A 24,684-nucleotide genomic window follows, 5' to 3' on the forward strand; every position below is an offset into this window, starting at 1 on the left:
CCGTAATCGAAGGGCTGTCTCTTTTTCTGTGAGATGGAGTCAAGTAAACCAAGGGATTACCCTTGAATTCGACTTAACAATTTTAAAAAGAGCGATTTTCGTATATGATGGAGAGTAACAATCTAAAGGGGCTAACGGGTGACTTACGATGAATCAACCACTTTATGGAATATGGCTCGGAGATGTGTTTTTTTGTTTTTCAGGAGAAACATCAGAACCAAAAGTCGACGCTTGGAGTCATTTAATAAGAAAAATGAAGCTGAAGGACGGGACCTACCGTCCATTTCAACATGCCGCTCTGCGTCTTGCAGAGCTGAGATGGCAGATGAAATCGGTCCAGCAGGAAGCGAGTGCAGGTCCGAGGAAGAAGCGGCCCGCATTTGGCCGGACGCTGGAAGGCTTGGCGCTCACTCCAAGAGATGCATTTGAGCTGCTGATTCGCTGGAATAAGGAAGAGGCAGAGCAGGCAGGCTTTGACCCAGGCGGTGAAATGGAATACTGGGCTAAGGCGGCTAGATTTGCAATGGAGCTGCTGATTCGAGGGCAAATTACTCCAGGCACAGCCCCTGTGACCTCAGCCGGTGGAAGGCGCAGAGGCAATCAGTCTGCTGTAACAGCCGTATGGCTTCCCAAAATAACGGAGCCTATGGATACAGAACGCTTCCTGAAGCTGGCTGAATCCATCCCTGCCATCTGTCTGACCGCATCCAGTGCTTACGCGGAATCGGAAGCTAGTACGGTGAAGGAGGCAGGAGCAGCTGTCCTGTACTCTTTCCTCAGACAAACGATTCATGCAGCAGTGTCTGCCGAGATTGCCTCTGTAGAGAGCAGTCTGTCTCGTTACCGGGCTAATTACAGACGAGGGTATTCTCCACTCACGGAGCTGTGGTGGAACAGTCTGCTGACAGGCTCGCGGGAGCTGAGTGTGCAGGCCGCTGTTCAAGAGATTGAGGAATTGAGTGACAGCGTGATTCAAGCGGCAGAGAGTGCTCCACCAGGGATTGAAGGGGAAGCTGCTGGCCCTGAAGAGGGAAGATTGAAGCTGAGCCTGCGGCTTGAGCCGTCAGAGCTGGAGCGGTCCTCTGCATGGAAAGTGAGCTTCTGGGCAGAGAGTGAGAACGAAGCTGATTTTCGGGTGCCGATCCAGGCGATATGGGCTTATCCTTCGCCAGATGTGGATCGAGGAACGGTAAAATACAGCCGGATCCAGGAGCAGATGCTCCTCGCCTTAGGCAAAGCAAGTGAAGCTGCACCCAGCCTGCAGTCGGCTATGGGGGCAGCTCCTCATGAGATTGAGATGGATGCACAGCAATTTTATGAATTTATGTCTTCTTCTGTTCCCAAGCTGCAGCAGATGGGAATTACCATATTGATGCCCTCCCGCTGGAGCCGGGAAGGGAAGCGGAAGACAGGGCTTCGGCTGCGGATGCTGCAAAATGGCGAGGCACCGGGTGCACAGAAGGCGCCGGCCCTTGGAATGGAGCAGCTCGTTAAGTTTGAGGCCGAAGCTGTCCTGAACGGGATGCCGGTAACGAAGGAGGAGCTTGCACAGCTTGCGGCATCTTCGATTCCGCTCGTGGAGTTCCGGGGGGAATGGATCGAGATTGATCCGAAAGAAATTCGCCAGGTGCTGCGTTTTATGAAGAAAAATGAGGAAGGCTCCATGGCCCTGTCTGAATGGATTCATCTGGCTGTCGATGAGGATGAGGAAGCGAGCTGGAAAGGGATGTCCATTTTTGGCGCTGAATCATTTGGCATGCTGTCCTTCCTTCTGGATGGCCAGGTGCTGAGTCGAACCCAGATCAGGGATACACCGCCTTCCCTTCATGGTAATCTGCGGCCCTATCAGCAGCGTGGCTATCAGTGGCTAGCTGCCATGCGTGATCTTGGCTTCGGGGTATGCCTTGCGGATGATATGGGTCTAGGGAAGACCATACAGGTAATTACCTGTCTGCTGGATTCCAAGCTTGCGGCACGGGAAGCGAGGGAAGCAGAGCGGGAGCTGGAAGATCGTCAGGGCGGGCTAGATATCCTGGAAGATGATGAATTCGATGTGGAGCATCCGGCACTCATCATCTGTCCCACCTCCCTGCTTGGGAACTGGCAGCGGGAAATTAAGCGTTTTGCACCGGACTTTAAATTATATATTCATCATGGTACACAGCGGCTGCACGGAGAAGCCTTTCGGAAGCAGGCTGGGGAGCACGATATTATTCTCACGACGTATCATCTGGCGGGCAGGGACGGGGCAGATCTGGCCTCGATCGAGTGGTCCTCTGTTGTGCTGGATGAAGCCCAGTATATTAAGAATTATCGAACCAAGCAGGCGCAAAGTGTCATGAAGCTGTCCGCGCCGCACCGTATTGCCATGACTGGGACGCCTGTAGAGAACAGGCTTAGTGAGCTGTGGTCCATCTTTCAATTTCTGAATCCCGGCTATCTGGGTACGGCAGCGTCCTTTAGACAGCGTTATACAATAGGTGCTCAGGAGGACACGAGCTCTCTGCGTGAGCTTCATCGCCTGGTATCGCCATTTATGCTGAGAAGGCTCAAGAGTGATCCCGACATTCGCAAGGATCTGCCTGAGAAGCTGGAGCTTAAATCCTACTGTTCACTTACAGTGGAGCAGGCAGCTATATATAAAGGCGTTGTTGATCAGCTGCTGACCAGCATCGAGGGGCAAACGGGGTTTACACGCAAAGGTGTTGTATTGTCCTCCTTGACCAAGCTAAAGCAAATATGCGATCATCCTGTACTCGTTGAGCACAGCCGCAAGGATGCGGGGCGCGTAGAGGCGTCAGGCAAGCTGGAGCGCCTGATGGAGCTGACAGATGCAATTCGTGATAATGGCGAGGCAGCCCTTATTTTTACCCAGTATGTGTCGATGGGGGAGATTCTCGTTCAGCAATTGTCTCAGCGGTATGATGAGAAGCCTTTCTTCCTTCACGGAGGGGTTTCGAAGGCAGAACGAGACGAAATGGTAGAGCAATTCCAGAACGGCAAGGGTCCTTCCATCTTCGTTCTCTCCTTGCGGGCAGGCGGGGTTGGCCTCAACCTGACTCATGCGAGTCATGTCATCCATTATGATCGCTGGTGGAATCCTGCGGTAGAGAATCAGGCGACAGATCGTGTATTCCGAATTGGACAGAAACGAAATGTCCAGGTGCATAAACTGATATGCCAGGGGACGCTGGAAGAGCGAATTGACGAGCTGATCGAGAGCAAGAAACAGCTGTCGGAGCAAGTGGTCGGTTCGGGTGAGAACTGGATTACAGAAATGTCTGATGATGAGCTGAAGGGCCTCGTAAGTCTTCAAGGTGAGATGTGGGTATAGAGCAGCAATTAAACAGGAGGTGAGGCTGTAGTGACCTATCAAGTAAACCATTTTAAACTGGAGCCTCACGGCTGGAAGGCAAGCATTGAGGACACAGCGGAGAATGACTCACAAGCACCAGAGCGCGAGGTGGAGGTCGAAGCCACTTATAGACAGCTTAACGAAGAGCAAAGAGCCGAATTGCTCGAAGAGCTGCAAGAAGACGCCTATACCTTGTACCTCCTTCTTGCAGGAGGCGCAGTTGAGCTCGAGAATTCGGTGCTGATCTCCTGGGTAAAATATGCAGATGTGAGCTGCTCCTGTAATCGCATCGCATGCCCTCATATCGAAGTCGCCTTGCAGGCGGCTGCAGAATGGGCCGCTGCAGATACGCTGAGACTGCTTGATATGCTGGGTCTGGCGCGTGAGGAGCTGCTTACAGAGGTGTTTCGCAGGTGGTCCCTTGAATCGGTATCCACCAGCACTTCTCAGGCAGCGTCGTTACTGGAACGCAAAACCCAGCGCGCAGGCGGCAATTCTTCTGCCATTCTGGACTACATCGGCGATGCCGCTGGCAATCGTTCGCTGCACATGCCGGGTCCAGAATTCAATGCTATTGAAGTAAAGTTATCTCCACCTGGAGAGCTGACTCCGCCGTCGTCCGGTATTGCTCAGCTTGTGCCGTCCGTTCCTGCGGAGGCAGCTTTAGAGCATATCCGCAAGCAGGTTTCGCAGAGAGCGTCCAAGTGGGCAGAGGAACTGAATCTCAAGACAGCCAAGAAATGAACGGAAGTCGGTAACCCGCCTACTTAGAACTGAATGAAGACCACCGAGCAGGCGGATCCTAGGCTCGGTGGTTTTTTGTATCTGCCACCTTATATTGACCTATACCAAGATGAGGGTTTGAAGCTCTACCTCGATAGGTCTATAATGAATGAGAGAGATTTGAACAGCTATAAATATGGGATAGGGGAAATAACAAAATGACGACTTCAACAACCAAGAAACGACGCTGGACGATGGTTCTGTTTACGATCATGCTGTTGTCTGCCTTTGCACTGGCAGGCTGTGGGAACGGGGAAGATCCACAGGAAGATCAGACGCAGACGACGCCGGATGGAGCGGAGAATCCTTCACAGGAGGAAACGCCAGATGCGTCGGAAGACGACAACACAGGTGAAGATGCGCCTGCAGATAACGATGCGAACGAGAACGGTGAATCTCCTAACGGAGGCCAAGATAATAAGGACGATGACGCCGAGGAGCCTTCGGAAGGTGCGGGAGAGGATGACAGCACAGGAAGTGCAGAGGAAGACAGCATTATGGCGCTTCGGGCTGCAAGCTCCCTGCAAAGTACGGTGGAAGTCATTGGAGATAAGAATGTGGTTACGAACCCGGATGCGATTACGGTCATCGTCAACAAAGAACGCAGTCTGCCTGATGGATACGAGCCGACAGATCTTGTAGAGCCGGACGTTCCCTTCTCATTCGATGAGCCTCACGAGAAACGGCACATGCGTCAAGAGGCCGCTGATGCGCTGGAGGAGCTGTTTGCCGCAGCAGAAGCGGATAATATTGAGCTTCGTGCGGTATCGGGATATCGCTCTTATGACCGTCAGGTTGCCGTATTCAACAGCAGTGTAGAGCGTAATGGCGAAGAATACGCGCTCCGTGTAAGCGCACAGCCAGGGAAGAGTGAGCATCAGACCGGACTGTCTATTGATGTATCCAGCCCAAGCGTAGGCAATGTATTGGAAGAAATCCTTGGCGACACCGAGGAAGGTAAGTGGCTTGCTGAGCACGCGCCTGAATTTGGATTCATTATTCGTTATCTTGAAGGTCGGGAAGAAACGACAGGCTATGTTTACGAGCCTTGGCACATCCGTTATGTAGGCAAAGAGCTGGCACCGGATATTGCTGCAAGTGGACTTACGCTTGAGGAGTACTTTGACGAAGCGAATATTAAGCTGTAAATGACATAAGTTCTAAGTTAGCGGCGCAGCATTCTGCGCCGCTATTAATTTTTATTTTTAAATGATTTTTGGATGAAAACTTTAAAGGCGGCTTACGATATTAGCATGATCGTTATCGAGAGAGGAGGTTATTGGTATTCGCTATCTATACGAATTTATAGAACATCAGGATGGATTGCCAATGAAGCTGTTTGTTAACAGCGTGAAGCATATTGACTTTCATTGGCATAAAGAAGTCGAAATTATCTATGTATTACAGGGATCGGTCGATATATATTTGGATCAGAAAGAGTATACCCTTAATGCAGATGATGTGATCGTGGTCAACAGTATGTCGGTACATAAAATCGCACGGACAACACAGGACAATGTGCTACTTACACTGCAGTTTGGCCCGGAATGGCTAAGCAATGCATTTATCGCCTGCAATTCAGCTGCTCATACAGATCAAGAGTCGCAGATGTACCAGATTAAACAGAATCTCGCACAGATGGTGTGGGAGATCAACAAGAAGGCGTCTGGTTATCAGAGCTACACCATGGGGATCTTACAGACACTCTGCGGGTGCCTGCAGAGATATTTCTATGCTGGAGTCCATCCCACCGAGGAAGAAGGAAGCCGGGAGTATGACTATAAAAGGCTGAATCGAGTCCTTACATACGTAGATCAGCATTACAGTGAAAAAATAACGCTGCAGGCTATGGCAGCTCGTGAGCATCTAAGCCTGCATTATTTCTCCCATTTCTTTACAGATAAAATCGGCATACCCTTTCAAAAATATTTGACGCTGATTCGGCTGGAGAAGGCTCAGGCCGAGCTGGCAGGCGGTGACAAGAGTATCACGCAAATTGCCCTGGATTGTGGCTTTGCTAATGTGAAGCTGTTTAATAAGTATTTCAAGGAAAAGTACGGCTATACTCCCGGTGCTTACCGTGAAGCCAGCCTGATCCGTGAACCTGACAGGCCTGATCGCAAGCCACTGACATATGAGGAATCCTCAAGCGGGGATTATTATGAGATGGATACTTTGAATGCCATGGGCTCGTTGTATCGTTATCTTGGTCCTAGGACGGATTCGCAGCAGAAGACAATGGACTCCTCGACTCACCAGACAGCAGAACGTCAGCTCATTGAGATTAAGGCGGATCATGCGTCTACTCCTTATGATCAGCATTGGAATGTCATAACGACAGCAGGCAGGGCTGTGGAAGGGCTGAGAGAAGACTGGCGACAGCAGCTATCCGAAATGATAGGGCGTATTCCCTTTCAATACATCCGTTTTCATGGCTTATTTAATGATGAAATGATGGTATACAGTGAGGATATGGATGGGAATCCCGCGTATAACTGGGCTTATGTGGACAAGCTGTATGATTATCTGCTGGAATTGGGCATCAGACCGTTCGTAGAGCTCAGCTTTATGCCAAGTCAGCTCGCCCGCTCCGGTGAAACTGTGTTCTGGTGGCGAGGAAATATATCGCCTCCGGCTGATCAAAGTAAATGGAATGCATTAGTCCGCGAGTTCATCCGTCATTGTTTGAATCGGTATGGGGCAGATGAGGTGAAGCGCTGGTATTTCGAAGTGTGGAATGAGCCGGATTTGCTCGGGGTTTGCTGGGCGGGGAGCAAGGAGGAGTATTTTCGCTTCTATGAATCGACGGTCCGCACAATCAAGTCAATTATGCCAGAGCTGAAGACAGGAGGACCAGCCATGGGGTATGGTTCGCTATGGAATGACACATGGGCCGAGGAATTTATGAACTTTTGTGAAGAACGAAAAGTGCCGCTCGATTTCTTTTCATTTCATATTTATTCGGAATACCCAAGAACCAAGCTGGAGAAAGAGCTTCTAACCCAAATTATGCCCCCGTCCTACTATAAAGAGAGCCTTGATCGCTTGAAGCAGAAAATAAGTGTCCCTGCCTTCCGTGAGCTTGAGCTTCTGATCACGGAGTGGAATTTTTCGCTATATGACCGAAATTTGCTGCATGATACGATGTTTATGGGTCCGTTTGTCATTCATCAAGCGATGAATACGCTCGGCCTAGCTCATGCCTTGGCATTTTGGAGCTTCACCGATGTATTTGAAGAAAGTGTGGTTCCTTCATCTCCATTCTATGGCGGGTTTGGTCTTATCAGCAGAGATGGGTTAAAAAAACCGAGTTACTATGCTTTTGAACTGCTGCAGAAGCTGGGTGATGAACTGCTTGGCATTGGTGAAGGTTATGTGGTAACTCGCAGTCAGAATGGAAGTATCCAGCTCTTGTTCTACCATTATGTTCATGTGGATCAGCTCTTTGCCAGTGGGGATTGGTCTGAGCTTTCGAGTCTAAACCGTTATGATGTGTTTGAGAAAAAAGGAAATAGAGTATTCGATGTCACACTCGATCAGCTATCCGGAAGCTATAAATGCACCCGTTATCAGCTGGATCAGAAGCACGGATCGGTGTTTGATGAGTGGGTTCGCATGGGAGCTCCTGAATCTCTCACAGATGAAGAGAAGATGTATCTTCATGGCAGAAGCGGTCCAGATATCGAGACACAAATAGTACACGGAGACAGCTGGCAGTGCGAAATTATACTTCCACCTCATGGTGTGATGATGATTACGCTGGAGAGACAATATTAGAATAATGAATTTTATTTTCGAAACATCCCTCTTTTAGTTCGAGGGGTGTTTTTTGTTGTTTATTTTAGAGAGGGAAAGAAAAGATAGTAAGAAGATAAAGAAGTAGGCAAAAAACAACCCGTGACACGGCAAGTTATAACAAGAAAGCGTTAACAGCAAAAAATATACTATAGATATGAAATACGAAACACCAAGGAGAGACGAGGGGGAGTACAGATGAAGCGTTTCATGAAATGGATGACAGAATCCTTTGCGCCTAGATTGGAGGCGTTTACAAATAATATCTGGGTTGCATCTATTCAGGAAGCCATCATGGTTGCCATACCGATGATATTCATCGGTTCCATTATTACACTGATTTCGATCTTACAGGACTTCATACCGGGCATGCCGGACCTAACACCAATTACGACGTTTAGCTTCGGACTGTTAGGTTTATTTATTGCATTTCTAACGCCCTATGTGGTGATGGAGAAAAAAGAACGCCACAAAATAAAATTGCTTGCAGGTATGACCGGGGTATCTTTGTTTGTCATGCTGCTTGGCCCCACGATAAACGAAGATGGAACCATCCAGTTCATTCTTGAGCGCTTTGGTCCATCAGGTATGATTACTGCACTTCTGGTAGGTGTCTTTGTAGCTGTCATTATGAATGTCTGCAATAAATTTTCTTTCTTTAAGAAAGGGTCTACGCTTCCGGAATTCATTATGGACTGGTTTGATTTCCTTGTTCCGATTGCCGTTGTTCTTGTCACAGGCTGGGTGCTTGTATATCAGCTTCAATTTGATATTTTTGCACTCATTGTAAGCGTGTTCGAGCCAATCAACGCAGTGGGACAAAGTCTGCTAGGTTTTGTACTGTTTAATTTTATTGGTGTCGTGCTGTATTCCTTTGGTGTCAGTCCATGGGTGATGACTCCGATCTGGTATGCCATATGGATTCCTGCCATCGAGGAGAATGCTGCATTGGTGGCGCAAGGACAAGATCCAGTCAATATTAACACCTTTGAGACCTTCTTTTCCGGCTGGCTTGGTATTGGAGGGATGGGGGCGACGCTGCCGCTGGTCATCTGGTTCCTGCTCGCTAAGTCGAAGAAGCTGAAATCTGTCGGTAAGGCGACGATTATTCCTTCCTTATTTAATATTAACGAACCCGTGGTCTACGGAGCGCCGATTGCATTTAATCCGCTCTTAATGGTGCCAATGTGGATTAATGGACTCATCACGCCTGTCATTGTATATTTGGCGCTCGATATGGGACTTGCCCGCATCCCAAGTCAAATCTTCCAGCTATGGTATACACCGATTGGATTATCGACATATATTATGTCTGGTTTGAATGGGCTCGTGCTGCTCGCTGTCGTGTTGGCCATTGTATTTATCGTATGGTTTCCGTTCTTCAAGCTGTACGATGCACAGGAATTGAAGAAAGAAAAAGAACAAGCATCGAATTAAATATCGCTAGTAAAGGATAGTTATATAAAGGATGGTTATAGATGAATAAGTCAATTGAAGCAACACTAGATGAAATGACACTGACGGAAAAGGCAGCTCTCACTGCAGGGCTAAACATGTGGATGACCAAAGGAATCGAACGGCTAAATATTCCTCCCATTCATATGTATGATGGAACCAATGGTATCCGCAAAACGAATAGTGATGAAGAAATGGGCATCACAACGGAAAATGTTCCGGCAACCTGCTATCCTACCGGCTCAGCCATTGGCTCGTCTTGGAACACGGAACTGCTGGGCGAAATCGGGATTGCGCTCGGTCGTGAATCCAAGGAGATGGGAGTTGAGCTCCTGCTCGGACCAGGGGTCAACATGAAGCGAACTCCGCTTGGGGGAAGAAACTTTGAATACTACTCGGAGGACCCTTTCCTCACAGGTGAGCTTGGTGCAGCCTTCATTAATGGACTCCAAAGTGAGGGGGTGGGTGCTTCCCTCAAGCATTTTGCCGGCAACAATCAGGAGTTCGAGAAGATGGTGACAAGCTCGGAGATTGATGAGCGCACGCTACGCGAAATTTATTTAAGTGCGTTTGAACGGATTGTTAAAAAAGCAGATCCATGGACCATCATGTGCTCTTATAACTTGCTCAATGGATCTTATACAAGTGAGAACGAGTATTTGTTGAACGACATTCTGAGAGAGGAATGGGGCTACGAAGGGGTCGTATTGTCAGATTGGACAGCTGTCAATGACCGAATTCGGGGACTAAAAGCCGGACTCGACTTGGAGATGCCGGGGCCTGCTCATTACAATATGAAGCTGATTGTAGAAGCCGTTAACAACGGTACCCTCAAGGAGGAGCAGCTCGATAAAAGTGTTGCCCGCATCCTTAAGCTTGTCGAGCGTGTGACGGGTAATGAAGAGTCGGGTTCTGCTCCAGGCTCCAAGCAGGACTATCATGCACTTGCGAGAAGAGCTGCGGCAGAAAGCATCGTGCTGTTAAAGAATGAGAGCGATATTCTTCCGCTGCAGCCGAATACCGATCGTTCGATTGCCATCATCGGACGATTTGCGAAGAAGCCGAGAATCCAAGGCGCAGGAAGTGCGAAGGTAACACCTACACAGGTCGATATTCCGTGGGAAGAAATGAAGGAGCTTGCGGGAGCATCAGCGAATTTGAGCTATGCTGATGGTTATCCAGAAGATGACTCCATTAATGAGGCGATGATTCGAGAAAGTGTGTCCATCGCAGCGAAGTCTGATGTGGCTATTCTGTTCGTCGGCCAACCGGAGTATGCGGAGTCAGAAATGCATGACTTAAAAGATATTAAACTTCCAGATCATCAAGTTGCGCTCATTCAAGCGGTAGCAGCCGTTCAGCCGAAATGTGTGGTGGTGACCAGCAGCGGTACTGCACTGTCCATGCATCCTTGGGTAGAGCATGTGCCTGGTGTGATTCATTCTTGGTTAACAGGTCAGGGTATGGGCAGAGCCATAGCAGAAATATTGTTCGGTCTAACCAACCCATCTGGTAAGCTGTCAGAGACATTCCCGGTTAAATTGTCTGATAATCCTGCTCATATGCGGATTCGCGGAGAAAATGGCAAGCTGTACTATCGTGAAGGGATATTTGTTGGATATAGATATTATGACAGTAAGGAACTAGCACCGGCATTTCCGTTCGGCCACGGTTTATCTTACACCACGTTTACCTATACCGATCTAGAAGTAACTCAGCATGATGAAGGTGTCACCGTATCAATACAAATAGAAAATACAGGTGATCGGACAGGTAAAGAAGTCGTTCAATTGTATGTACATGATGAGGAGTGCAACTTCGTACGGCCTGACAAGGAATTAAAAGCTTTCGCGAAAATTGAGCTTGCTCCGGGAGAGAAACAGAAGATTGTCTTTACTCTGGAGGAAAGGGACTTTGCATACTATAATACCAAGCATGGCCGCTGGATAGCAGAGAGTGGTTATTTCAAGATCTCACTTGGCAGCACGTCTCGTGATCTAAGAATGACAGAGCGTCTCTATTGTGAATTTGAAGTGGAGGAGATTAAGCTTCATAAATTCAGTCTGATCAGTGAATGGGTCAGTGATCCAATTGCGAAGGCCGTATTTGAAGAAACGTTGGAAGAGATGAATCAGCACGTTACGGAACAAATTTATCTGGACGAGGTCTTTGTCGGCTTCTGGGGAGATGCTCCTGCGATAAAAATTCTTCAAATGTATGGACAGAATTGGTTGACGGAACGAACTCCGGATGATGTGATGGATGAGCTCATTACTCGTGTTCATGAGAGAAGATTTGCCGGTAAGCTCAGTTAATAATTATTGCGAACAGATTTTGAACATGACAAGAAGCAGGAGATCCATGAAGATCTCCTGCTTCTTTTTTCATTTTACGTCTGTTATAAACGTTATTCAGCTGGGAATGGCTTGATTGTCTCTGCCGAATTGTCAGCTTCTGCCGGTGCTTCAGCTGACTCTTCAGGGGACTGACTGACGTCTACCGAATCAACAACGATCTTGATTGCATTGCCGATTGGAGGCAGGCTGCGGGTCAGAACACCATTGTGGAAGCCGATTACATAATCCTCGTCCGTAATGGATGCCGGATCAACCTTCTCGCCTTTGGTATTCACAACCTGAGTATCCTCATTAATCTGCAATACGATTTCAGACTGAGGATTTGCTGCAAGCATTCCGCTCTGGATGAGGAGGCTGCGGTCACCGTTATTTGTTACACGAATATCACCGATGGTCCCTTCAACGCTGTGAAGGTTCTCTTGAGCCTGCTCTGTGACGGTGATTTTGTACACAGCAGATTGAGGCGGCATGCTGAGTGCCATTACCATGGAATGCTGTGCTACCACTTGATCCCCGACTTTAAGATCGGTGATATCCAGGCTAGTACCATCCGCTAACAGGTATTCCGTGTCGTCAATTGCATTCAGGATTAAGCTCTCTGGGCCGACTCCGTTAATGTGGACTCTGGAATCATCAGCATAAGTAACGACACCCACTGATGTTGCAAATTCCTGTACTTCTTCTGTCGTAATCGTTACGGAGGCTCCTTCCGTCTTCACATTGGCATGCAGTACTTCACTTGCAAAGTTTAGCGGAACGTATTGTGTGCCCTCGACAATGACAGGTACTTGTCCAAGCTCGACGTACATGCGATTCACATTATACTGATCTTTACCTGTCGGTATAGCAGTCCATACATTACCTTTAGTTAATTCCGCTGTCTTGCTATCCTTCACCCATGTGAGCTCCATACCAAGCGCTTCGGCGAGGGCGCGGACAGGAATCATTGGATGCTCGGCATCAGGCAGTATAAATCCTGCATCAATGGCATGACCGTTGACTGTAATACTCACCTTGCTTGCCGCTGTGGTGGAGACAGATACAGGGGCGTCGGCGTTACCGTTAGCGTACACATATCCACTGCTTAGGGCTGCGGTCAGTGCGAGTGCAGCTGCGCCGGTTTTCATTTTCTTGTTCATTCGATCTTGATCTCTCCTTCGTCTTGATGTAAGTGTCGTTTTAGCTTAAGAAACGAATAGCCTAGCGTATTCGATCCAGCTGTTGACAAGTTATTAGACGAAGTTAATGCAATGAAGGTTGCAACGTCCTCTATATTGGTGCTTAGCTCCCATCCCTATACTCTTCCGTACATAGTCCATGGATGTTGCTGCCTCATGTTAATAAAATTAGGGATGATGACTTCCATAATACCCTGTTCTAAGATAGCGAGGAGAATAGAGACAGATGAGAGAAACCTTTAAGCAAGAAAAAATCGGAGGGAGGGACGTGCACATATATTTGCCTCCATCCTATCATCAAGGTGCTGCACGATTTCCCGTTGTTTATATACAGGACGGAATGACATTGGTACGAGATTGCTTGAATCTACTTGAACACAAGCTTCGGATCAAGGAGCTTCCCGAGATCATATTTGTGGGTATCGTACCTATTCATCGCAATGATGAGTATACTCCATGGCCTGCTCCGTCATTAAATGGAAGGTCAGCGGGTTTTGGCGGCATGGGGGAGGAGTATATATCGTACGTTGCGGACGTGCTGAAGCCGCATATGGACCAGACTTACCGCACCCTTTCCGGTCCAGAGAATACAGCAATGGCAGGAGCCTCTCTGGGCGGGATGATCTCGATCTATGCGGCATATCAGCGCCCGGATCTGTTCGGAAGAATCGGTGCCATATCTGCCTCGATGTGGTACGAGGGGATGCTGGCCTTTATTCAGAATACGGAAGTGCCCTCATGTGATCAGAAGCTGTATATGTCTGTAGGCAGCCTGGAAGGTGTATATAAAGAAAGTATCCAGCGAAATATGGTAGAGAATACACATGAAGCCTACAGAGCACTGATTGACAATGGCTTTCCCGAGGATAAGCTGAAGTTCACGGTCGAAGAAGGCGGAACACATGATGCTATGTTTTTTGCCAAGCACTTTCCCGAAGCACTGAGATGGCTGTTCACATAGGTCGCTCTGCCTTCTTCTCATTTCACCGATTTACGGTCCCCATGTGACACTTAGATAAGGCAGTTCATCGTACGCGCCTGCCCAGTAATATCCGGATGCCATAATGCGGCGGGGCTCGAAGCTGATCTCGCCGTCAGCGGCGGTCATGCTCTCAGACACCGCTTGAAAAAGTCCGTTCGCATCCGTAGCGGCGGTAACATACTTGCCTGCCATGCGTGTGAATCTGCCGCTGACCTTGGCAGGCACCGGTTCTCCAGTTTCGCGGTCGATGACACTGAAGGAGACGGCTGCTTTTCCGCCAGTAAATTCGATGTTCATATCACGGATGACCATAGGCTTGAGTGTGGAAGAGCCAGTGGTCGCAGAGCCGATGCTGCTCGCCGGACCTTCATTGCCCTGAATATCGACAGCTGTCACTTGATAGTAGTAGGTCGTATCCGGCAGCAGCCCTTTGTCTATGAACGATAATCCTTTGGCTGTGCCTGCATACGTCTCCGGCCCAATACTAAATGCAGCATCTGTACTGCGATAAATCCGATAATCGTTGATGGCGGTATTATCCTGTGCCATCCCGTAAGAGAGGTCGATCCGTTGATGGTCAAAGGTTACAGCCTGCACCTGTCCGGCAGGAGCGGTTGGCGGCTCGCTGTCCGCAGGAGGTGCCCATCGATATCCTCCAGGTCCCCATTTGCTAGGGAAATCAATCAGTGATGAATAATGGTGCAGCGCAACGCCGCCGAAGGCAGGGTCATTCTCAAAGGCAGTGTAGACCTTGGCCAGCTCCTGTTCCATGTAGGTTCTTCCTTCTTCATGGAAACTGATCGTCTCCGGGTCTCCACCATCCGCAATGTCTTTGGTTTCCACTCCGATAATGACGGATTTCGGCTTGCCGATTGCATTCGCATAAGCAGCCTCACCAAGTGCATGATTGATGATGCCGGCGCTTCCTTCCGCCTGATCACGATAGTTCATAATCGAGATATAATCTGCTGTATCCTGAATATGTTCCGACATCCATTTGGTTGCTCCATTCCAAGGAATGTTGCTGGCATCGGCTGATGTGTCGTACCATCTTGGGATCGCTGCTCCAACTGGGAAGGTGAGGCCGGAAGCAGCCTTGCGTTCCATAAGTGCGGCAAGCATATCAAGATACTGAACCTGGACAGACGGTTTGGCTGTCTTGAAATCAGGCAGGATGTAAGGCTCTGTATCGAGATTGATGCCATCAAACTGCGCTTCGGAATCAGAAGCAATATTGTAATTCAGCACTTTTTCAAACTCCCGCACCGCCTGTGTACGGTATCTTGTGTAGGCTCCAAAATAAGGTGGCTTGGTTCCACCGGCAATCAGAGCTTCCACCCGAAATCCTGCTCCATGAGCCCATGTAATAAACTGCCGGACTTCACTGCGATAATCCTCCAGCATAGAGGCTCCATCATATTGGTCAACACCTAAGTATAATGTCGTGATGGGCCGCTGATTAAAGGTCGTTGTATCGGATGCAAGCGAGGACAAGACAGGCCAGGAATTTGGGTTCCGTACGAGATGATAAGACGCGGTCTCCCATATCCATATCGCCCGATCCTGATCAGGGAGTGGAGAAGGTTCAGCCAGCAATTCCCCCAATTCCTCTGTGGAAGAGTCTGGTTCATAGACACTATCTGTCACCGAATCCGATTCATATACACTGTCTACGACCGAATCAACCGAATCAATGGATTCGAGGTCCATCTGTAATGATCCGTCCTTCACTGTTTCACTATCTACATCATTCTCTATACCCATCTCCATATCATTCGCCGCGTCGTTTAACTCCCCGGCATTTGAAATCTTCCTTGTGTCTGCGTAAATCGTCGGACTGTATCCTGTATTCCCGTTCGCGTCGGTCGCTCTAGCTTCCAGACTGTGTACCTTCTTCGCTTCCATGCGTGTATCCCAGGTATAGGAATATCCATCACGGCTGGATGCAAGTGGAATCCACTCTTTACCATCAATGCGAAGCTCAACTGCTGTAATGGGGTTCTTGCTGTTAACCGCAATATTGACCCGCTCTTTGGCCTTCAGCATAGCGCGTTCGGCCGGACCTGTAACAAGAACCTCAGGGATGTGTGCTGCAGGGTTATCCACGACAAGTGACATAAAGGAGGACCATATCCCATATCTGGTGCCGGTATCCTTTGACTTCAAGACAACCTCAATCGGACCGTCCCATTGTGAAGTATCGAGGGAATAAGACCAATCTCCGCTGTCGTTACCGTCCGGATCATCCATCTGCACATCGGTTACCATCTCGCCGTTCACAATCAGTTCCACTTCATACACATCGGTATACGTACCATAGAGCTGGGTCAAGCCTGGGGAGATCGTCTGTCCATCCTGATGCGAGTCAATCGTAATCCGGGCTGCTGCGGTAACAGAATAAGGGGAGACATAAATTAAGAAGAGTCCTAATACGAGGCTCAATAAACCACACGTTCGCAGAAATGAAAACATGATCATCTCACATCCTTGTCAATATGATGTAAACATATTTGACGGGAAACGCTGCTGTGATCACTGCCAAGACCGATCTACGAAATTTGGTGTTAGCTTGAAGCGGTTACTTTTAGATATTACGAAAAATCGTTGAATAGAACTGTTGAAGGGTTCATGTCAGGTTATTTTTGCTTAAATACGAAAAGACCAAATTCGTTGATGCGAATTTGGTCTTTTCGTAAGATGAAGCCTTCGTTACCTCGCTTCATTTCTTATCGAGTTTACTTGTTCATGGGTGAATTCTCATAGCCTCTATTGTCATAGTCGGTATGTTCTAGCTTGTCCAAGATCCGAAGATTACGGATCTCTGCGCGGGTGTCATCGGTTCCTGCGTCGTAGATGAACTGATACAGCTCTTTTAATTGACCTGTAAACTCATCGTTTGCATCATCGTGATCCGCTGATTTGTAAGGCACAGGGGTCCGCTGCAACGTATATCTGTCCTCTTGATCCATGGCCCTGAGCATATCCTGCAGTATACTTAGCTGTTCTTCATCTAAGTGTACTTCATAATCACTCGATTCAGAGGAATCTTGATGAATTAACTTTTGAGTGATGGATACATAATAGGATTGTTTTCCCATTGGAGCACCTCCTCTTAAGCTGCCTGCGGCATACTCAAATTTAACGATTTCTATAAATTCGCGTAACGCAGCACTTATGAGTTCTTACACGGTTTTCTCCATAAGTGAATCATTTCATCTGTAATGCTTGGGTATGGCAGGGACCTCGCGCATTGATTTCTCCATCGCCGACTTGCACAGCGGACAGGACGGTGGTTTGTTAGACGGCGTACTCGTACCTTGAGCGGGATGCTGTCTAATCCAGGCAGGACAAGAGCTGGAAGTGCAGGACCATACAGGCACCGTTTCCATCCGCTGATGTGAAGATCGATCAGAGCGGCTGTGCTCCTTCTCCTTGGAACGGGAATGGTCCTTTGTATAGGCTTTGCGCTCGCTCACAGGCCCTCGCTGTTCCTGCGAATCTTTGATACCGAACGCCTCCAGCAGAAATCTGGACACCGGGGCCGGCTTACCGTGCTGACTTGCCGGTGATGTGATATACAGCTGCTTCTTGGCTCTTGTGACCGCAACATAGGCGAGTCTGCGCTCCTCTTCAAGCAGAGCCTCTTCGACTTCCGTGCTTGAAGCGCCTGTATTCAGAGCTGCCTTTCGATCCTCGGGTGCTTCCTTCGTGAGCGCAGAGCTGTGCGGCAGGATCCCTTCACTTGCTCCAATTAAGTAGACGATAGGGAACTCAAGTCCTTTTGCCCGATGAATCGTCATGAGCTGAACGGCGTCACTGTCGCTTGCTGCCTGCAGGCTTTCCATTTCCTTATGCCGTCTTGTAAGCTCATCTGCAAAAGCCACAAAGCTCTCCACCGTTTCAAAACGCTTAACTGCCGCTTCAAGCTCATCGAGTGTTTCAAGAATCGTCTCACGATAATGGGTGTAGATGCTTGGATCTCCGCTTTCCATATAGGAATCGTAGAATTGTCTTCTCATCTCCTGAATGGCAGCAAGCGGCGTCATGGACTTCAGCAGCTTAATCAGTTTGATACGTTCCTTCACTGCCTCCTGCTGAAACGGCTTCAGCTGTTCCCAACGGGTAAAATGGATCAATGGATACTTCTTCGGCTGCTGCTTCTCCTGCTGATCCAGATAGAGCAGACCCGCGTCCCTGGAAATGTAGAGAGGACCCAGTGTACTGGGAATAGCCTCAAAATTCCGCGGATTGAGAGACAGCCTGAGATGATCCATCAGCGGCTTGACCAAGCTCTGATCGTAGAACACCGGTCCTGCACCGTGCTGTATGAACGGAACGTCCTTCAGTACAAGCTGTTCAAAAATCGCGCGGCTGCTGCTCGCCGTTCGATGCAGAATGGCGATATCCTTATAAGAATGCTGTCCGTTCTCAATCTGCTCCTGCAGATGACCTACGATCCAGGAGGCTTCCTCTTCTACACCGGAAGGAGTTGCATACAAGGGCTGTGAGCCTTGCTTGCCGGCAGAAACAAGCCGTTTATATCTGCGTTTCTTATTATGCTTAATGATCTCGGTACCCAGCCCCAGGATGTGGGCGTCAGAGCGATAATTAATGTCGAGCGTAATGACCGATGCGCCGGGGTACAGCTTGTCGAATTCCAGTATGACCTCTTGTTTAGCTCCGTTGAAGGTGTAGATCGTCTGGTCATCATCTCCTACGACCATCAAATTCCGATGCGCTGCGGCCAGCTTGCGTACAATTTCGTACTGTAATCCGTTCGTATCCTGAAATTCATCCACCATAATATATTGAAAGCGCTGCTGAAGCGGACGAAGGATGTGAGGGTCAGACAGCAGCCGGTTCGCATGAAGCAGGATGTCGTCAAAATCCATTTTGTGACGTTCCTTCTTCCATGCTTCATAGCCGAGCAGTATTTGCTTGGTCTCCCGCTCCTCACGGCTTGTGTCCGGCAGCTCATCCGCGGTTTTGCCCTCCATCTTCCAGGCGGATAGGGAGGAGAGCAGGCTCTCGGGCTGAAAGGCATCACTGAGTCCGTGCTTGCGCTGAATCATCTTAATGATCGTATGCTGGGCTTTGGTATCGCCAAAAATATCTTCGGTCATGCCATAGTGACGCAGCAGCATCAGTGCAAAGGAATGAAATGTCCGTGCCTGGACCGCACGGGCGGCCGCCGGACGAATACCGGGAATGGCCGCAATTCTTGATTTCATCTCGCCGGCTGCCTTGCTCGTAAACGTGACGAGCAGTATACTACCGGCCGGGACATTAGCGACCTGGATAAGATAGCCTGTCCGGGAAGTCAGCACCGTTGTCTTGCCGCAGCCTGCGCCAGCAAGTGTCAGGAGCGGCCCCTTGCCGTGTCGTACGGCCTTGATCTGAGGAGCATTCAGCAGAATACCTGCCTGCTCAAGTGACCTGAAGAAGTAAGCATCCTTCTCTCTGTCAGACACAAGCTCAATACTTGTCTGATCAGGCGCAGGTTTGGCTTGAGGAAATCTCGAATTTCCGGTAACACCCAGCGGACGCAGATGAAAAATGGGGTTCACACTATACATAAAAACCGTACACCTCATCTAATTTCAAAGTAAATCATTGCCCTTTTCACAAGAGGGCTGTAAATTTGGTATGATAGAGTCACCTTAGCTACTGCAGCAGTGCTAGGGTGCATCATAGCACGATTCTAATCATGCCTGAGCCATCACAAAATGGAAGCAAATAAGTATAAACAAACCGCTCTCTATTATACCTAAACGAACAGACTTCTGCGAAGTATACGGTATAATTTAACGGCAGTTGAATCATTTTCATATCCTTTAGGTGCTTCAATCAAGGTTAACGGGTTATGAAATTGATTCAGGTTTTATCTTTTTGGGTCTTGGCTAAGTAATGAGTGAAGGCTTAGCTGTTAAGTGAATTAACTTTCAGCTTGTCATGGGAAAGAGGAGGAAGAACCTGAGATGAATTTTTTACAGCGAATTAAAGACGGGGCAGGCCGTGCAACGGAGAAGGCACAGCATGCCGTGGAAATCAACAAACTAAACTCACAAATTGCGAATATCAAACACGAAATGTCGGTGAATTATACAGAAATGGGCCGTATCTTCTACGAGGGTTACCGTGCTCAAGACATGTCGATCGCTGAACAGAGAATGATGGAGCTGTCAGAAGCATGTGACGAGCTGCAGGAAGAGATCAATGAGCTTCGTGAGAAGATCGCAGTACTGAAGAACGAACGGGTCTGTGTATGTGGACATGTATCTGATCTGGATGCCAATTTCTGTCCGAAATGCGGTCGTCCGTTGACACCTGCGAACTCTGAGACTTATACGAGTCCGGCTAAACCGGAAGCTGCGGCAGCAGAAGAGGTTGTAGCTGAAGAGGAGAAGGAGGAACTCTTCCCTGATCTATTGCTCGATGATGATGTGCTGCCACCGGATGAGGAAGACTACGATCTGAAGGATTTCCTCCCTGAAGAGAAGGAAGAGTTTGACGCGGAGTGGGAACGCAGACGTCAAGAGGAACTGCAGCGGGAGCGGGAGAGACAGCAGGAGCTGGACGAGCGAATCCGTTACTGGAAAGAGAACAATGAGCACATGGAGGCGCCTGTCAAAGCAGAGGTGCCGAGAGATAGCGTCAAATGTCAAATTTGCGCCTCTGAGCTGCCAAAAGGATCGAAATGGTGTCCGCATTGTGGTGCAGAGCAGATCTAACGATAAGGTACGCATAGGTTCCTTAACAGCATGGGAGGACAGTGACGATGGAGCAGCTGCTTGCGCACCTTAAGAATCTGGGCTTTACAGAGATGGAATCCAAAATTATGGTTGATCTGTCCCGCCAGGGGGCTTCATCAGGCTATGAGGTAGCTAAGCGTCTTGGCGCTTCACGTTCGAACATATATGCGATGCTCCAGCGCTTGAATGCGGAAGGCTATCTTCATTGCGGCAAGGGGGAGCCGGCTAGATACAGCATGCTTACACCGGAAGAGCTGACCAGCAAGATTTCGGACAATGTGAGACAGTCCCTTCATTTCGTTGAAAGATCCTTGCCAAGACATCATCCGGGATCTCCGAGCTTCTATAACATGGAGGGAGACCGCCAGGTGCTGGACACATTATTGGTTCGTGTTGCTCAGGCAGAGAAGGAGATCGTCATAGATATGTGTGCAGAGGAGGCGGCGCTGTTCCACGAGGAGCTGAGAGCTGCAGAGGAACGGGGCGTTAGGCTGCTCTGGTCTTACGATGCTGATTCAGGGAAGCAGTATTCCATGCTCCCTTGGGATCCCTTTGAGCCCTCGGCCGAGTTATGCGGACGGAAGTTTTCTTTTGTCATTGACCGGCAATGGTGCATGCTGGGACTTCGAGGGGAAGAATGCATGACACAGGCACTCGTCACGGAGCATCCACTGATGGTCAAGCTGCTGCTGGAGTACTTTGCGCAGGAGTTGATTTTGTACGAATTAGAAGAAGATATGGGTGAGGAGCTGGAGAGACGTTATGGCCGGCGCTTCGAGCATATGATGAACAAATATGTTGTAGAGAGGTAACACTGTACTGTATGTAGGTTACAGGTTCTCTGCCCGCAGATGGTTTGCCTTGGTGCACCATCACGGCAGAGGACCTTTTTTTATGTCCCTGCGTCTATAGCTGCTGTAACTTTTGGAAGGCAGAAACGTAGTAGGAATAAGGGCGGGCAACAAATTGTCCTGGACGAATAGGCTCTGTAACCTTGGTATAATGGCCGTCTTCTTCATGATAGAGGATGCCGGTTGCTGTTATGTTGCTTGGACCGCCGAGGAACATATCGAGCATCTGCTTAAGATCTGCTTCGTACAATCCTGCAACCTCACTCGCTTGCAGCTTGTATTCTGTCAGCTCCCAAGAACTAAGGCAGCCGTACACATTACTAATCTCTCGATCAATGAAGGGTACGCCGGAAATCTCGCCGCTCATTTCCTCGGTGACTTCGAACAAATGGGTAAGCTGCTCGAATTCGGTACGGAGACCAAGCTCTTCCTCCAGCTCTCTTGCTGCATCCCGAACCGTTTCTCCGGCCGTGAGATGGCCGGCAGCAGTGATATCATAACAAGAGGGAAAGGTATCCTTGCTGCTCGTCCGCTTCTGGAACAGAACCCTTCTACCTTGCGGGGTGTCCCGCACCAGCCAGCAGTGAAAGGATTTGTGCCAGTAGCCTTCGCGGTGAACCTCAGAACGCGGTGCTGTACCGATGTGTGCACCAGATGGATCGTATATATCAAAATGCTCTTCACTCATTTCGGTTGACCTCCAGAGATGTGATATAACATACAATGCGATGATCTTATGTCAGCATCATTACATCTTTTTCAGGGGAATATAGCTACAATGAAAATGGATGATGAGATAGAAAGGAGCTTATAAAAACGATGGAATGCATTGTGAAATTTCAAATAATCTACAAAAAAGATGAGCCTAAACCGTTAAGAGGGCTTCTGCTCATGGATAATAATACGCCTCCCGGACCGGAGCAGCTTATCCCGATGTTTAAACGCTTGGGTTATGAAGTGGTCACCGAGAATCCCGACGACCTGACCTTCAAGCCGGTGAATCCTGGCGCAGATTACATCAGACTTCGTGTGACCGAGCTTGATACAGGTGAAGAAGTCTACAGGGAAGATGCGAACCTGCGCAGAATTCTGGAGAATCTTCTCTAGGAAGATCTCTCCACTTCCAGCACAGAGGTGCAGTGAGCGCAGCGCGTAGCGGCAAGCGGGATGTCCGAGAGACAGTAAGGACAAGCCTTCGTTGTCAGCTCTGGCTGTGCGGGCTCCTCTTTTTTGCGTTTCAGTCGATTAATCCCTTTAATGAACAGGAAGATACAGAATGCCACGATCAGAAAGTCCAGTACGACATTGATAAATTGTCCATACTTCAGCACTGGGATGGCGTCTGCTTCAGCCATGGCGAGTGTCGTGTACTTGCTGCCTTCTGAGGTCAGCACCCCTCGCTCCAGCGGAATGAACAATTGCTCGAAGCTCTTGTTCCCCATCAGAAGTCCAATTGGCGGCATGAGGATATCATTAACGAACGAGGTTACAATCTTGCCGAATGCCCCCCCGATAATGACTCCGACAGCCAGATCAATGACGTTGCCGCGAACGGCAAACTCCTTGAATTCATTCAACATTTTCTTCATATCTACTCTCCTAACATGGCTATATACACTCAGTGCAAGAACCTACCCCTCCATTTAAACATTAGGCTCAGTCCCTTGAACAAAAAACTGGCGACGCATTCCTCTTTCCGAACTACATTTTGGTGGAGATTAGTCGACCTTTTTTTCTTGGTTATATGATAATATCATAGAGGATAGTGGAAACGGGAGAGGTGAAATTTGTGAAGGTGGTCAAAACACTGAGATATAAAATTACAAGTCATTCTAAAATCTTTGATAAAACGATCGAAATCTACAATGAAGCACTTGGTTTTCTGATCAACGTGATTGACCAGGAGTTCAATTCGATTGGTCATCTATCAACCAAATCATTGGTCCCAGCAGTCGAATCTCTTATTCATTTCACAAAAAGTAACCTCCGCCCAAAGTACGGGGCATTCGATACCACTTTTTACAAGTTCCCGTCTTATTTTCGAAGAAGTGCCATTTCTGAAGCTTTTGGTATAGTCAAGAGTCATCGTTCCAACTTCTATAATTGGAACCTTGAAAAAGAAATGGCTGTTTCTGAAGGTAGACTTTTCAAGAAGAACCCGCCGAGATTACAATTTCAACACAAATCATTCCCTGTGTTTTATAAGGACAACATGTTTGAAAGAATATCTGAGAAAACAGGCAAGATTAAAGTGTTCCATAAGAAGGATTGGGTTTGGATCGACATCGATTTCAAAACACAAGATTTATATAAACGCGGAGTTTGGGACTGGAAGGAGAATAACCCGACCCTTGTAAAGGTTGGGAAAAAGTACTTTCTTAACATCTCATACCAATCACAGGTTAAACTCAAGACCGAAAAAATACAAAACCAACGAATTTGCTCGGTAGACCTAGGTCTCACAAAATCTGCGGTTTGTTCCATTATGGACGCTAACGGAACTGTCTTGGCTAGAAAGTTCATTAATCAGCCCAAAGAAAAAGACCGTTTTACTGCCATAATCAATAAATTAAAGAAATCCCAACGTGAGTCCGGAAATGGTGCGAAACCTAACTTTTGGAGACGCATTAACGGATTGCAGAATCAAATCGTTACCGATACAGCCCACCAGATTACAAAATTTGCTCATGACAATGGAGCTCACGTTATCGTGTTTGAGTATCTAGGAAAAATGCGTTTACCTAAAGGTGTTTATGGTGCGAAGCGATTACGCTTTAAATTTCAATATTGGGCGAAATTACTACTTCAAAACAAAGTGAAGCAAATGGGTCATTATTTAGGTATGCGTTTTTCAAGAGTTAACCCGAAAAACACAAGTGCCTTAGCTTTCGACGGGTCAGGCTATGTAGTACGCAGCGACCGTAAAGATTTGTGTGTGTTTACAACCGGTAAGACCTATCATTCCGACTTAAATGCATCCTACAATATAGCAGCTCGTTACTTTATTCGAGAAATCCAAAAATCCATCTCTGAAAAGAAGTGGTTGTCAATTCAGGCAAAAGTTCCTGAATTGGCAAAAAGAACATCTCTTACATTGTCTTCATTCATTAATCTAAAACAAGCACTCCGACCTGTGTATACAGTTAATTCGCTCGTTTAGACTGTATTTAAGATGA

General features: G+C 48.2%; 17 protein-coding genes. 11 read left to right on the forward strand and 6 right to left on the reverse strand.

The window, feature by feature from the left end; all coding sequences use genetic code 11:
* Positions 1-148 precede the first annotated feature (148 nt).
* From ACFSVM_RS15325 to ACFSVM_RS15350, 6 genes are all read left to right on the forward strand, one after another.
* Positions 149-3,334: a DEAD/DEAH box helicase gene (locus ACFSVM_RS15325; protein ID WP_379263187.1), complete on the forward strand. Its 3,186-nt coding sequence runs from the start codon at positions 149-151 to the stop codon at positions 3,332-3,334.
* Between the two features lie 30 nt (positions 3,335-3,364).
* Entirely contained in the window at positions 3,365-4,099 is a 735-nt protein-coding gene (locus ACFSVM_RS15330) for a hypothetical protein (protein ID WP_379263189.1), read from the forward strand.
* A gap of 197 nt (positions 4,100-4,296) precedes the next feature.
* Positions 4,297-5,286 (forward strand): M15 family metallopeptidase, encoded by a 990-nt coding sequence (locus tag ACFSVM_RS15335; RefSeq protein WP_379263190.1) that lies wholly within the window; start codon positions 4,297-4,299, stop codon positions 5,284-5,286.
* Between the two features lie 181 nt (positions 5,287-5,467).
* On the forward strand, positions 5,468-7,915 hold the full coding sequence (locus ACFSVM_RS15340) for a GH39 family glycosyl hydrolase (protein ID WP_379263192.1): 2,448 nt from the start codon (positions 5,468-5,470) through the stop codon (positions 7,913-7,915).
* A 216-nt stretch (positions 7,916-8,131) separates the two neighbouring features.
* Positions 8,132-9,370: a PTS sugar transporter subunit IIC gene (locus ACFSVM_RS15345; RefSeq protein WP_379263194.1), complete on the forward strand. Its 1,239-nt coding sequence runs from the start codon at positions 8,132-8,134 to the stop codon at positions 9,368-9,370.
* Between the two features lie 41 nt (positions 9,371-9,411).
* Positions 9,412-11,703, forward strand: a complete 2,292-nt coding sequence (locus ACFSVM_RS15350; protein WP_379263196.1) for a beta-glucosidase family protein — start codon at positions 9,412-9,414, stop codon at positions 11,701-11,703.
* Between the two features lie 92 nt (positions 11,704-11,795).
* Here the strand turns inward: ACFSVM_RS15350 and ACFSVM_RS15355 are convergent, their stop codons facing one another.
* On the reverse strand, positions 11,796-12,884 hold the full coding sequence (locus ACFSVM_RS15355; protein WP_379263198.1) for a copper amine oxidase N-terminal domain-containing protein: 1,089 nt from the start codon (positions 12,882-12,884) through the stop codon (positions 11,796-11,798).
* A 265-nt stretch (positions 12,885-13,149) separates the two neighbouring features.
* Here ACFSVM_RS15355 and ACFSVM_RS15360 point away from each other — a divergent pair, with 265 nt between their 5' ends.
* Positions 13,150-13,884 carry an alpha/beta hydrolase gene (locus ACFSVM_RS15360; protein ID WP_379263200.1) on the forward strand — a complete coding sequence of 245 codons (735 nt, stop codon included), beginning with the start codon at positions 13,150-13,152 and terminating at the stop codon, positions 13,882-13,884.
* A 30-nt stretch (positions 13,885-13,914) separates the two neighbouring features.
* Here the strand turns inward: ACFSVM_RS15360 and ACFSVM_RS15365 are convergent, their stop codons facing one another.
* From ACFSVM_RS15365 to ACFSVM_RS15375, 3 genes are all read right to left on the reverse strand, one after another.
* Entirely contained in the window at positions 13,915-16,377 is a 2,463-nt protein-coding gene (locus ACFSVM_RS15365; RefSeq protein ID WP_379263202.1) for an Ig-like domain-containing protein, read from the reverse strand.
* Positions 16,378-16,640: 263 nt separating this feature from the next.
* Positions 16,641-17,003, reverse strand: a complete 363-nt coding sequence (locus ACFSVM_RS15370; protein WP_379263204.1) for a hypothetical protein — start codon at positions 17,001-17,003, stop codon at positions 16,641-16,643.
* A 114-nt stretch (positions 17,004-17,117) separates the two neighbouring features.
* Complete coding sequence (locus ACFSVM_RS15375; protein WP_379263206.1) at positions 17,118-19,481, reverse strand: UvrD-helicase domain-containing protein; 2,364 nt, start codon at positions 19,479-19,481, stop codon at positions 17,118-17,120.
* Positions 19,482-19,883: 402 nt separating this feature from the next.
* Between ACFSVM_RS15375 and ACFSVM_RS15380 the strand changes: the two genes are divergently transcribed.
* Together ACFSVM_RS15380 and ACFSVM_RS15385 are read left to right on the forward strand one after the other, a co-directional pair.
* On the forward strand, positions 19,884-20,636 hold the full coding sequence (locus ACFSVM_RS15380) for a zinc ribbon domain-containing protein (RefSeq protein WP_076314782.1): 753 nt from the start codon (positions 19,884-19,886) through the stop codon (positions 20,634-20,636).
* A 47-nt stretch (positions 20,637-20,683) separates the two neighbouring features.
* Positions 20,684-21,469, forward strand: a complete 786-nt coding sequence (locus ACFSVM_RS15385; RefSeq protein ID WP_379263209.1) for a TrmB family transcriptional regulator — start codon at positions 20,684-20,686, stop codon at positions 21,467-21,469.
* A gap of 94 nt (positions 21,470-21,563) precedes the next feature.
* Here ACFSVM_RS15385 and ACFSVM_RS15390 read toward each other — a convergent pair whose 3' ends face one another.
* On the reverse strand, positions 21,564-22,196 hold the full coding sequence (locus ACFSVM_RS15390) for an NUDIX hydrolase (RefSeq protein WP_379263211.1): 633 nt from the start codon (positions 22,194-22,196) through the stop codon (positions 21,564-21,566).
* A 131-nt stretch (positions 22,197-22,327) separates the two neighbouring features.
* Here ACFSVM_RS15390 and ACFSVM_RS15395 point away from each other — a divergent pair, with 131 nt between their 5' ends.
* A complete protein-coding gene (locus ACFSVM_RS15395) occupies positions 22,328-22,615 on the forward strand; it encodes a hypothetical protein (protein WP_090725699.1) in 288 nt (95 codons plus the stop codon).
* Here ACFSVM_RS15395 and mscL read toward each other — a convergent pair.
* On the reverse strand, positions 22,612-23,097 hold the full coding sequence (mscL, locus tag ACFSVM_RS15400) for a large-conductance mechanosensitive channel protein MscL (protein ID WP_076314778.1): 486 nt from the start codon (positions 23,095-23,097) through the stop codon (positions 22,612-22,614). The two genes, ACFSVM_RS15395 and mscL, sit on opposite strands and share 4 nt — an antisense overlap.
* A 200-nt stretch (positions 23,098-23,297) precedes the next feature.
* Here mscL and ACFSVM_RS15405 point away from each other — a divergent pair, with 200 nt between their 5' ends.
* The gene (locus ACFSVM_RS15405; RefSeq protein WP_076314777.1) at positions 23,298-24,668 is read left to right on the forward strand and encodes an IS200/IS605 family element transposase accessory protein TnpB; all 1,371 of its coding nucleotides are present in this window, start codon (positions 23,298-23,300) and stop codon (positions 24,666-24,668) included.
* Positions 24,669-24,684 lie beyond the last annotated feature (16 nt).

Source organism: Paenibacillus shunpengii, assembly GCF_042684905.1.
Classification (GTDB): Bacteria; Bacillota; Bacilli; order Paenibacillales; family Paenibacillaceae; genus Paenibacillus; species Paenibacillus shunpengii.